The sequence below is a fragment of the Pseudomonas sp. BGA-UO-ETr-WB11 genome (assembly GCF_059567785.1).
In genome coordinates this window covers 269,808-281,816 of the sequence record NZ_JCAQOS010000003.1, presented here as the reverse complement: position 1 = coordinate 281,816, position 12,009 = coordinate 269,808, and the positions used below count along the sequence as shown (strand labels likewise).

The window sequence follows — 12,009 nt, the reverse complement described above, 5'->3', positions numbered from 1 at the left end:
TTATCAGCAGATCAAACAGTGCCTAAGCACAAAAGAAAGGCACCTCAAAAATCCATGCCGCCACACTCATCGGCAACCGTCAGGCCGACGAGCACTCGCTGGAATTGGTATTTGCTGGCGGCGCTCGCGCTATTGCTTGTCACGGGCATCGCCTATTTCAAGCTGAGCAGCGCGCCTGCTGTCCGCAGCACCCCAGTAGCGAGCCCAGCGCCTCAATCTACTGCTCCGGCCCCGCGCGAAAAACCGCTGACCTATGTCGGCGGCGAAACCTGCGCCGGCTGCCACAGCCAGCAACACGACCTGTGGCAAGGCTCACACCACGACATGGCCATGCAGATCGCCACGGCCAGCAGCGTGCTGGGCAATTTCAACAATGCCCACTTCAGCTACAACGGCATTACCAGCACCTTCTTCAGCCGTGCCGGCAAATTCTTCGTCAACACCGACGGCCCGGACGGCAAGCTCGCCGACTTCGAGATCAAATACACCTTCGGCTTTACCCCGCTGCAGCAATACCTGATCGAATTTCCCGGCGGCCGCCTGCAGGCCTTCGGCATTGCCTGGGACAGCCGCCCGCAAGAGAAAGGCGGCCAACGCTGGTTCCACCTCTACCCGGAGCAGAAGCTCAAGGCCGGCGACTACCTGCACTGGACCAGCATCGACCAAAACTGGAACTACCAGTGCGCCGACTGCCACTCCACTAATCTGCAAAAGAACTACAACGCTGAAACCAAGACCTTCAACACCCAGTGGTCAGAGATCAACGTGTCCTGCGAGGCCTGCCATGGTCCCGGCTCCAATCACCTGACCTGGGCCAAGCATGAGCCCGGCGCAGAAGCCTTCAGCGGGCCGGGCAAAGGCCTGCCGCACGTGCTCGACGAACGCCGCGGCATCAGTTGGCGCAGCGAGCTGAAAACCGGTAACGCCACGCGCAGCGAACCCCGCAAAGGCACAGTGGAAATCGAAACCTGTGCCACCTGCCACTCGCGCCGCGGCCAGAACAGCGACACCTTTGTCCACGGCCAGCGCCTGGCCGACAACTATCACCCCGCGCTGCTGGATGACGGTCTGTATTGGCCAGACGGCCAGCAACGCGATGAGGTGTTCAACCACGGCTCCTTCCTGCAGAGCAAAATGTTCGCCAAGGGCGTGACCTGCAGCGACTGCCACGAGCCGCACTCGTTGAAACTGCGCGCCGAAGGCAACGGCGTCTGTGCCCAGTGCCACCTGCCGAGCAAATACGACGGCCCGCAGCACAGCTTTCACCCCCAAGGCTCCAAGGGTTCGCAGTGCGTCAGCTGCCATATGCCGACCACTACCTATATGCAGATCGACCCGCGCAACGATCACTCGCTGCGCATTCCGCGCCCCGATCTGTCCGTTACCCTGGGCACGCCCAACGCCTGCAACAGCTGTCATACCGACAAGCAGCCGCAGTGGGCCGCCGACAAGGTGCAGCAGTGGTACCCGCACCCACCTGCCGGCCATCAACGTTATGCCGAGGCCTTTGCGGCTGCCTCCCAAGGCTTGCCATCCGCCCATACGGCCCTGATGGCCGTGGCGACCGACAAGGACCAGCCGGCCATTGCCCGCGCCACAGCGCTGTCGCGCCTGAATGAAAGCCGCGACCAACAAACCTTCAGCCTCCTGGTCGACGGCCTGTATGACGACAATGATACGGTCCGCCTGGCGGCCGTCGAAGCCGTCGCCCGCATCGCCCCCGCGATGAGTTCGCAAGCCCTACCGCCGTTGCTCAACGATCCACTGCGCAGCGTACGCATGGCTGCCGCACGCGGCCTGGTCGGCGCCGCCGAACAACAGCTCAACCCCGCGCAGCGCGCCGCCTTCGAAAGAGGCCTGGATGAATACATCGCCGCTCAGCAATTCAATGCCGACCGACCGGAATCCCTGACCAACCTCGGCGCGCTGTATGCCGAGCGCGGCGACGCGGCCCAGGCCGAAGCCTATTTGCGCCGAGCCATTGCGCTCGACCCCTTCCCTCCAGCCGTGATCAACCTGGCCAACGTCTATCAAAGCCAGGGCCTGGAGCCACAGGCCGAAAAAACCCTGCGCGAAGGGCTGACTCGCAGCCCACAAGAAGCCAGCCTGCACCACGTGCTCGGCCTGGCGCTGGCACGGCAAAAGCGCCTGCCGGAAGCGCTCAGTGAATTGGCCAAGGCCAGTCAGCTGGCACCGGACAACTCGCGCTATCGCTATGTGTATGCGGTGGCGTTAAACAGCGCTGGCCAACCCAATGATGCGATCAAGGTGCTAGAGACAGCGCACCAGGACTTCCCGCAGGATCAGGACATTCTGCTCGGGCTGATCACCTTCAACCGCGATATGGGCGCACACGCTGTCGCCCGCCAGTGGGCCGATGCGCTGCTATTGCTGATACCGAACGATCGGGGCGCGCGCCAGCTGCGTGACTCGCTGAATCGGTAGCCGCCCACGTGTGATGGGGATGGGTACGGTGGACAACGCGAAGCGTGTCCACCGATGTTTATGCGCGGGGGAAATCACTCAAGTTGAATCGCCCCGATCAGCTACCAACGCCCTTCAATTGCTAACTAAACGCGCACTAAGCAAAGGTCTGGATGAACGGTGCAGCACATCGCCTGATCGCCGCGACCACATGCGGAGCCTGCTCGCCCAGCTCAGTTGAGCGAGCCAGCACGCGCTCCAGCGCACTCAACTGCTCGCGGATCACGTCTTCTGGGCGCGCCACATCGCAGACCTTAGCGAAGTCCAGGAGCCCTTGGCGCGAGGCAAACAGCGACTTATTGCCGACAAGATCCAACGCCAATACATCCTCTGGAATGTAGGCCGTGGTGTTGGCGATATCGTAGGCCGGTGCGCTGAGGGGTTTGTGAGCCGAATGGCCGAACTACTCGGCTCACGCAATAAGCCGAATGTCGTTATTGAATACGTTCGTCAAATTACCCTCACTTTCGGTACTATCCGAAATATCGAAGGATTACGGATAGTTGAGAGATGGATTTCACTCCGATCATTGCCCAGGTCTGGGGCACGTTTAGCTGGTTTATCCCGCTGATGCTGCTGGTTGGCCTGCTCAAGTCGCCTTGGGCCAAGGGCCATATTGGCGAACTCTTGGTGCGGCTGTTTGCCCATTGGCAGTTGAATAAGCAGACCTACCGCCGCCTGCACAATGTCACCCTGAACACGCCAGACGGCACCACACAGATCGACCACGTATTCCTCTCGCCCTACGGCATCTTCGTGCTGGAAACGAAGAACATGAGCGGCTGGATCTTCGGCAGCGAGAAGCAGGCGCAGTGGACGCAGAAGCTCTACAAACGCACCTTCAAATTCCAGAACCCGCTGCGGCAGAACTACAAACACCTCAAAGCCCTAGAAGCCACCCTTGGCGTAAACCCCGAGCACCTGCATTCGGTTATCACCTTTGTCGGCGGCAGCACCTTCAAAACCGAAGTGCCGGCCAACGTGACCGAGGGCATCGGCTTTATCCGCTACATCAAGTCATTCCAGCAGCGGGTATTTAGCGAGACTGAAGTCAGCGCCATGGTGAAAGCCCTGCAAACCGGCCGCCGAGCGCCGACGCTCGCCACCCAGCGCGAGCATGTGCAAAACCTCAAACGCCGTAGTGATCCGACTGCCGAGCGGCAATGCCCGAAATGCGGCAGTGCCCTGGTTATTCGCACCCGTAAAACAGGGACCAATGCCGGCCAACAATTCTGGGGCTGCTCAACCTTCCCTAAATGCCGCACCGTGCAAAACCTCTGACACCCTCTAGTGATACGCAGGATGCTCATCATGCAGTCAATCAAACACCGTTTACTGACCATCGCCTTAACAGCCATCAGCCTTAGCGTGAGTGCGGCAGACGATGGCTACAGCGCAACCTACACCAGCTGCATGGATGCCTCCGGCGGCGTGACCATGAATATGCTCGATTGCATGGGCAGCGAAACCGAGCAGCACGACGCCCGCCTAAATCAGAACTACAAGGCCGCCATGCAGGCGCTGGATAAAGGCCAGCAAAACCAACTGCGAGACGCCCAGCGACTATGGCTCAAGTTTCGCGATGCCGACTGCGCCCTGCTCGGCAACCTCACGGGCGGCAGCATCGACCGTATTAACAGCGCTTCGTGCTTTCTGGATATGACCAAGCAGCGTGCCGATGACCTTGCGCGATTGGCCGAGCCAAGCCTGTAACTACAGACCAATCCTAACGACATATTCACCCTGCGCCTGGAGCTGCAATGTCCGTCCCTACCTACGACCAGTTCATTGAACCGATCCTGCGCTACCTGGCCGCCAAGCCCGAAGGCGCGACAGCACGCGACGCCCATGAAGCCGCGGCTGATGCACTGAATCTGTCGGAGGCACAGCGCCAGGAGCTGATTGCCAGCGGCCAGGCCATCTACAAAAACCGCGCAGGCTGGGCCCATGACCGTCTCAAGCGCGCCGGTTTGTCCAGCAGCGCCAAACGTGGGTACTGGAAGCTGACTGACACAGGCATTACCTATGCCGCCCAGCACCCCGCCTCTCTAACTGCGGATAAGATCGAACAGCTCGCCATCGGCTTTATGAATGTAAAACTCAATACCCCGACTGATGCTGTCCCACTCGATGGGCAAGAGCAGCCGGCGCTTAGCTCAGCCACTGTTAGCCCTGACGATCGCCTGGAGCAGGCTCTACGTGAGCTACGCGAGGCAACAGCTGCAGACCTGCTGGATAGCCTCCTGCAAGTCAGCCCTAACCGCTTTGAAGTCATCGTGCTGGATGTGCTGCATAGCCTTGGCTACGGCGCTAGCCGCAACGATCTGCAGCGTGTTGGCGGCAGCGGTGATGGCGGCATCGATGGCGTGATCTCACTCGACAAGCTGGGCCTGGAAAAGGTCTACGTCCAAGCAAAGCGCTGGCAGGGCACGGTTGGCCGACCAGAGTTGCAAGCCTTCTATGGCGCTCTTGCAGGGCAAAAGGCCAAGCGCGGCGTGTTTATTACCACCTCAGGCTTTACCGCCCAGGCAATCGACTTCTCCCGCTCCGTGGAAGGCATGGTGCTGGTTGATGGCCGTCGACTGGTCAATTTGATGATGGATCACGAGGTCGGAGTAACGTCGCGCCTACTAAAGTTGCCAAAGCTCGACAGTGATTATTTCGATGAAGAATAAGGCAACCTAGAACCCTCCCGGCACCATTAATGGCCAGTAATCATGATCGACTTAAATAAGGCCAATCCACCAAGCTCGTTACGCGGCATGGGGACGCTGGCGAGCGGGCTTGCCCCATCTGACACAATCGTGGGAGGACTCAGCTTTGCCGATATTGCCACCCATTCGTGCGGGTGTGCCTACCGTGTGGGGAAGGTCTCACCTAACCAAGCGTTCTGCATTGAAGCTAAAGGTGGATACTATTTATATGTCCACTACTCCTACAGCGGATACCGCCATCTTGCACAGAAACTGTTTGGTGCCCACCCCAGTTTCGACATTGATCATGTCCTAGCTCGCAACCTCGCGGGCAGGATTAGTCTTCCTTACACTCTATTGGCCCTCGTACCTCGAAAAGTAAATAGGTCTCACGGCGCAGTGGAGAAGCTCGGCGTAACACCTCACGGAACAACCTCAAGTCAAGTGGCCTTCCTAGACCAACGAATGTTCCACAAGGTGCTCGGACGTCGCCCATATGCCCGTCAATCGCGATCTGAGCTTGTACATGGGTACGCTCCGGATGGACGCGTAGATCTTGGCCTTACCCTCAAGCAGAAGGGCCTTTGGTGCATTGCATTTCACCTGCATTCGCGCCCCCCTCAGAAATTCCTCAGCTCATTGAGTCCACTCCACACCAATAGCCGCCTCACTTGAAGAACAAAAGACGGTGGTTTGTTCAGTACAAGAACTGGATTTTCTTCCCTCAACCTCGGGAAGAAGTACTGATACACCTGCAAGCGCTGGATCAACGCCCCTGACCAGGCGCGCTCATCAAGCCAAACAACCCGGCTTGAGGATTAGACAATGAGCCGAATAGCCGGCATTATCGGCTCACTTAATGAGCCGAATAGACCCGCTAATCGGCTCACAGATGAGCAAGCCCATGAATCACCCCTTCTGGATTTGGCAGCAGCCCAACTGGCCACACTTCAGCTGGCAAGCCGAACCGCTTGCCCCGCTGCTGCGCGCCTGCACTCAGGCCCAGGGGCATTTGCTTGGCATGCTCGGTGCTGTCGGTAGCGATACCGAGGCGCAGAGCAGCCTAGATGCCCTGCTACAGAACATAGTCACCTCATCAGCTATCGAGGGTGAGCAACTGAATGTCGGCTCAGTGCGCTCCTCCCTGGCAAGGCGTTTGGGAATCAGCGAAGAAGGCCGAGTCAGCGCACGCTCCGAAGGCCTAGCGGAATTGCTGCTCGATGCCACCAGCGCACACCAACCGTCGCTTGACCAACAGAGGCTATATCGCTGGCACTGCTGGCTGTTCCCTAGTGACGATAACCTGCTGGCTCGCCCGTTACGGGTTGGCACGCTACGCGGCGAAGAGCCCATGCAGGTTGTTTCCGGCAGAGTCGACCGCCCCATCGTGCATTTTGAAGCCCCACCGCGCGTGGGACTAGAAGAACAGCTCGCAGATTTCCTCACCTGGTTCGAGAGTAGCCGCAACGAGACCGGTCTCGACCCGTTATTGCGCGCCGGCATTGCCCATTTCTGGTTCGTCACCCTGCACCCCTTCGATGACGGTAACGGTCGCCTTACCCGCGCCATTACCGATATGGCACTGGCACAGGGCGAGCAGCAGGCCATCCGCTTTTACGCCATGTCGGCGAGCATCCTCGACGACCGGGCCCGCTATTACCGCATCCTCGAAGCAAGCCAGAAAGGCAGCCTGGATATCACCTCCTGGCTGCAGTGGTTTCTCGCGACACTACTCAAGAGTTTGGAGCAAGCGCTTGCCCGAATTGACCGAGTTTTGGCCAAGGCGCGCTTTTGGCAAACACACCGAACAGACTCGCTCCCCGCCGAACAGATCAAAGTACTCAATCGACTGCTTGACGGGGGCGAGAATGGCTTCGAGGAAGGTATAAGCGCTGCACAGTACCAAAGCGTGGCGCAGGTCTCGAAGGCCACCGCCACTCGGCATTTGAGCGACCTGCTGGAGAAAGGCTGCCTGCGGCGCCTGCCCGGCGGAGGCCGCAGCACCCGTTATCAGATCAACCAGCCCGGCAGCTTCTTGCCTGGCCTAGACACCGAGTAAACCATGACCAACACCGACATCGTCCAAAAACTCTGGAGCCTGTGCGACGTACTGCGCGACGATGGGATCAACTACAGCGACTACGTTACTGAACTGGTTCTGCTGCTGTTCATTAAGATGGAATACGAGCAGGTGCAGAATAACGCCAGCTTTGAACATAAGTTGCCGGACGGCTGCCGCTGGTCAGACCTCACTGGTAAGGCCGGACACATCCGACTGAGCCATTACAGGCAGATGTTGCTAGGTCTGGGCAAAAGCAGCGATCCGATAATCGCCGAAATCTATGCCGATGCTCAGACCCGTATTAAAGAGCCACGCCACTTTGACCATCTCATCAAGAGCCTGGACGCCATCAACTGGTTTAATGCCCGCCAGGATGGCCTAGGCGACCTCTACGAAGGGCTGTTAGAAAAGAACGCAAGCGAAACCAAGTCCGGTGCTGGGCAATATTTCACGAAGCGCTCGTTGATCGACAGCATCATCCGCGTCATACGCCCCAGAGCGGGCGAAGTAATCCAAGATCCGGCGGCAGGAACTGCAGGCTTTCTCATTGCTGCCGACGCCTACATCAAGCAAAACACAAATGATCACTCTGATCTGGATGATAAAGCCCGCCACTTCCAACGCAATCTCGCCTTCGTCGGCGTCGAACTAGTACCTGGAACCCGCCGTCTAGCGCTGATGAACTGTCTGTTGCACGGTATGGAAGGCAACGCCGAAGGCGTAGTACGGCTGGGCAATACCCTCAGCCGGGCCGGAATGAGTCTACCCAAAGCCGACCTAATTCTTTCCAACCCTCCGTTCGGCACTGCTAAGGGCGGAGGTGCCCCGACTCGTGGCGACCTCACCTACAAGACCAGCAACAAACAATTGGCCTTTCTCCAGCACATCTACCATAGCCTTAAGCCCGGTGGTCGCGCTGCCGTGGTGCTACCAGACAACGTGTTATTCGAAGCCGGCGTCGGTGCCGAGGTGCGCCACGATCTGATGGAAAAATGCAACCTTCACACCATCCTTCGTCTACCCACAGGCATTTTCTACGCCCAAGGCGTCAAGACTAACGTTCTGTTTTTTCAGAAAGGCACCACCGACAACCCACGCCAAAAACACGGCTGCACCCGGCGAGTATGGGTATATGACCTGCGCAGCAATATGCCCAGCTTTGGCAAGCGAACACCATTCGACGCACAGTACCTCAAGCCCTTCGAGGACGCCTACGGTACCGACCCCAACGGAAGCAGCGCGCGCGCCGAAAATGTCGAGGGCATCGGCGAAAACAGCCGTTTCCGCGTATTTTCCCGCGAGCAAATCCGCGATCGCGGTGACTCGATGGATATTAGCTGGCTCAAGGATGCCAACAGGCTGGATGCCGCCGATCTACCCACCCCAGAAGTGCTGGCCGGAGAAACCATGGTCGAACTGGCCGAGGCACTGCATGAGCTGGAAGAACTGATGAACGCGCTGGGGGCTGGAGATGAAGTTGCGGTGCAGAAACAGTTGATGGCAGAAGTGATGGGGTTAACGGTGGCGCAGGCGACTCGGGATGAGTGAGTTTCCAAAGGAGTGGATGACAACCAACCTAGGCTACGTCGCAGTTGATATTCAGGGTGGAGGTACACCACCTAAAAATATCGCCGAGAATTTCAAAGGCGACATTCCCTTTATGACCGTAAAGGATATGAAGACTTATCGCCCCTCCGACACAAAGGACAAAATTACGGAGGCTGCTCTTCAGTCCTGCTCCAGCAAGCTAATACCAGCTGGAACCCCTATCGTCTGCACAAGAATGGGGCTAGGGAAAATTGTAGTTGCCAGTTTTGCGACAGCCATCAACCAAGACCTTAAGGCTGTTTTTTTGGAGGTAGAGCTAGTTAATATCCGGTACTTCGATTACTGGTATCGCAGTATGTCCAAAGAAATCAACTCGATGGGCACTGGTACTACAGTTAAAGGCATCACCTTAAAACAGCTGAAGGAGCTTCAACTTCCTTTGCCGCCTGTCGCCGAACAAACCTACATTGCCCAAAAAGTCGACGAGCTGCTGGCACTGGTCGACTCCCTCAAAGCTCGCATCGACTCCATTCTTGTCCTGCTCAAACGCTTTCGGCAATCCGTCCTCGCGGCAGCGGTTTCCGGACGGTTGACAGCGGATTGGCGTGCACAAATCAGCCTACCCGCTGAAACCACAACTTATAAACTCGGTTCTATTGCTCGTTTTATCGACTACAGAGGAAAAACACCTATCAAGGTGGACTCTGGCATTCCTTTGATAACGGCGAAAAATATCCGCCAAGGTTATATTTCAAGAGAACCAAGAGAATATATTCGCTCCGATGACTACGAAGCATGGATGACCAGAGGAGTACCAAATGTCGGAGATGTTTTAATTACAACAGAAGCCCCTCTGGGCAACGTTGCAGTAATTGATATAAGCGAAAAATTTGCACTGGCTCAGCGGGCTATTTGCATGCAGTTCATTAACGAAGTCAACTCAAAATACGTTGCCATAGAGCTGCAATCATCTCATTTTCAAGAAGAGCTCTTAGAAAAGGCAACTGGTACTACCGTCAAAGGCATCAAAGCATCTGTTTTGAAAGAAATGGATATCTCTTGCCCTCCACATGCAGAACAAACCGAAATTGTCCGTCGCGTCGAGGAACTCTTCGCTTCCTCCTTCAAATTGGAAAAAAAAATCACCTCGGCCAAGACCCGTATTGACTATTTGACACAAAGTGTCTTCTCAAAAGCCTTTAGCGGCGAACTCACCGCCGAATGGCGGGCTGCTAATCCCGATCTAGTCAGTGGAAAAAATTCGGCAGATGCGTTACTGGCAAAAATTAAAGCGGCACGTGAAACAAACAAAAACAAACCAAAATCCACGCGAACGACATCAAAGAAAAACAACATGAATAAGCTAACTAAAGATGAGTTAACCGCATGGGTATTAAACCATCCCAAAGCGATATTTTCTTTCGAAGATCTTAAAAACTCATTAAGCGCAGACTACGAACTACTGAAGGACTGTCTATTTGATTCGCTGCATGATGAAAACCCAGCCTTCAAACAAGATTTCGACAAAAATACAAAATCAATTATTTTCACTAAGGTGATCAGATGAAGCTAATACGACTAGCTATTATCGATGCTAACACCTGCGGCGGACTGCTAAATGGCGTACAAGTTATATTTAGAAGCGGCAAATTCGACACCGACAGCTTCTCACCAATCTGTTTAATTGGCCCTAACGGTGCAGGCAAGTCACAGGTACTGCAAATAATTGCGGAAATATTCCAAGCAGTATTCGCACACTACTTACCACGCGAAGAGCAAGGAACACCAAATACGCAGATACAATTTGAACTCGAATACCTTATTAAGAGTGAAAAAAATGAAGACCAAAAAGTAAAGATTCAACGCAAAAAAGATGGAAGAAAAGCATCCACCATCCTTATCGAAAAATCAGAAAATGGCAGCTGGGTAAAAGTAGAAACCATATCTGAAATTGAACAACTGCTGCCTTCTAAAGTTATCGGCTACACCTCTGGCGACAATGAAACACTTAGCATCCCATTCTTTGTTAGCCGTGCAGGCTACGCCAAGCAAGTCAGCCTGAATGCTCTCGATGAAAAAAAAGTATCTTTACCAATTGCAGACTCTAGGATGCTGCTTATCGACTACAGCACAAACCTAGAAGTATTGATCGCAAATTTACTCCTCAACCCTACAAATGTCCGCGATCACCTTATACAAGAACCCAATTTAAAAAAACTGAGATCTTTTCGCTGCATTATACAGCTCAAGTACGGCACTTCAGCTACTAAAACAGTTAAGTTAACCGACGAGCTTCACCAGTACATTGACTACTTGAAATCCTGCGCCACTTGTTACAATTATGACGAAAAGTCATTTTCTTATACATTTGACTTTCTTGTTCAAGATGCCACTCATAAGGCCTTCTCAAACTATTGGAAGGGAGGCGCATTAGAGCTTTACTCGTGTTTTCACAAGCTAGCGATGCTGAATGACCTAGTAATTCAAAAACAGGACAGAGATGCTTTTGCAAAAGGCGTTGAGCAAAGACGGTTTGCATCTCGTTTACCTGAACCGATGGAGCGACAGAAAATATTCCGTTTTGAGCGAGTGGAGTTTCTATCGCAAAAAAGTGAGCACCCAGTAGATTACGTCTCGTTATCTGACGGAGAGCACCAGCTCACTCAACTGCTAGGCACGTTATGCATGGCTTCCTTCCCAAATGTTCTATTTCTACTGGACGAACCAGAAAGTCACTTCAACCCCAAGTGGCGAGTAGAGTTCATTTCAAAAATATTAAATTTACCAACCACCTCAAAAATTAACTGCACAAATGAAGGCAAGCGCTCTGCTAATTCGCTCGCAAGTCGACAAGACTGCTTACTAACCACACACTCTCCATTCGTGCCATCAGACATGAGCAGCGACAACGTTTTAATATTTAAGAAGAATATTGAAACGGGCGAAATCTCAGCCCGCAACCCAAACATTCAAACCTATGGCAGCACATTTGATACCATCCTTGAAGAATGTTTCGATATTTCGCCTCCGATTTCCAACATCCCGAAACTAGAAATAGAAAGCCTATTAAAATCAGAAAACATTGACGAGATTAGGACCGCAATTGGAAACCTTGGCGATTCTGTCGAACGCATGTATTTGGCAGACAGACTTAGGATGTTAAAAGCTAAGGAAAGCTAATTTATGCGAAAATGTTATCCAATCGTATCCACGCAAGAAAAC

At 54.5% G+C, this 12,009-nt stretch carries 8 protein-coding genes and 1 pseudogene; 8 read left to right on the top strand and 1 reads right to left on the bottom strand.

Annotation, left to right across the window (positions count from 1 at the left end; all coding sequences use genetic code 11):
- Nucleotides 1-111 precede the first annotated feature (111 nt).
- A complete protein-coding gene (locus AC56DI_RS02765) occupies nucleotides 112-2,445 on the top strand; it encodes a tetratricopeptide repeat protein (protein ID WP_496344835.1) in 2,334 nt (777 codons plus the stop codon).
- 136 nt (nucleotides 2,446-2,581) lie between these two features.
- Here the strand turns inward: AC56DI_RS02765 and AC56DI_RS02760 are convergent.
- Nucleotides 2,582-2,857, bottom strand: a pseudogene (locus tag AC56DI_RS02760) (type II toxin-antitoxin system HipA family toxin); the annotation flags it as partial.
- A 137-nt stretch (nucleotides 2,858-2,994) separates the two neighbouring features.
- Here AC56DI_RS02760 and AC56DI_RS02755 point away from each other — a divergent pair.
- The 7 genes from AC56DI_RS02755 (at nucleotide 2,995) to AC56DI_RS02725 (ending at nucleotide 11,967) form a co-directional block, all read left to right on the top strand.
- On the top strand, nucleotides 2,995-3,765 hold the full coding sequence (locus AC56DI_RS02755; protein ID WP_496344834.1) for a nuclease-related domain-containing protein: 771 nt from the start codon (nucleotides 2,995-2,997) through the stop codon (nucleotides 3,763-3,765).
- A gap of 30 nt (nucleotides 3,766-3,795) precedes the next feature.
- On the top strand, nucleotides 3,796-4,197 hold the full coding sequence (locus AC56DI_RS02750; protein WP_496344833.1) for a lysozyme inhibitor LprI family protein: 402 nt from the start codon (nucleotides 3,796-3,798) through the stop codon (nucleotides 4,195-4,197).
- A gap of 47 nt (nucleotides 4,198-4,244) precedes the next feature.
- On the top strand, nucleotides 4,245-5,159 hold the full coding sequence (locus AC56DI_RS02745; protein ID WP_496344832.1) for a restriction endonuclease: 915 nt from the start codon (nucleotides 4,245-4,247) through the stop codon (nucleotides 5,157-5,159).
- Between the two features lie 922 nt (nucleotides 5,160-6,081).
- Nucleotides 6,082-7,236, top strand: a complete 1,155-nt coding sequence (locus AC56DI_RS02740; RefSeq protein WP_496344831.1) for a Fic family protein — start codon at nucleotides 6,082-6,084, stop codon at nucleotides 7,234-7,236.
- A gap of 3 nt (nucleotides 7,237-7,239) precedes the next feature.
- Nucleotides 7,240-8,787, top strand: a complete 1,548-nt coding sequence (locus tag AC56DI_RS02735) for a class I SAM-dependent DNA methyltransferase (RefSeq protein WP_496344830.1) — start codon at nucleotides 7,240-7,242, stop codon at nucleotides 8,785-8,787.
- Nucleotides 8,780-10,354: a restriction endonuclease subunit S gene (locus AC56DI_RS02730; RefSeq protein ID WP_496344829.1), complete on the top strand. Its 1,575-nt coding sequence runs from the start codon at nucleotides 8,780-8,782 to the stop codon at nucleotides 10,352-10,354. Before AC56DI_RS02735 ends, AC56DI_RS02730 begins: the two co-directional genes overlap by 8 nt.
- Nucleotides 10,351-11,967, top strand: coding sequence for a restriction system-associated AAA family ATPase (locus AC56DI_RS02725; RefSeq protein WP_496344828.1), 1,617 nt, complete (start codon nucleotides 10,351-10,353; stop codon nucleotides 11,965-11,967). Before AC56DI_RS02730 ends, AC56DI_RS02725 begins: the two co-directional genes overlap by 4 nt.
- Nucleotides 11,968-12,009 lie beyond the last annotated feature (42 nt).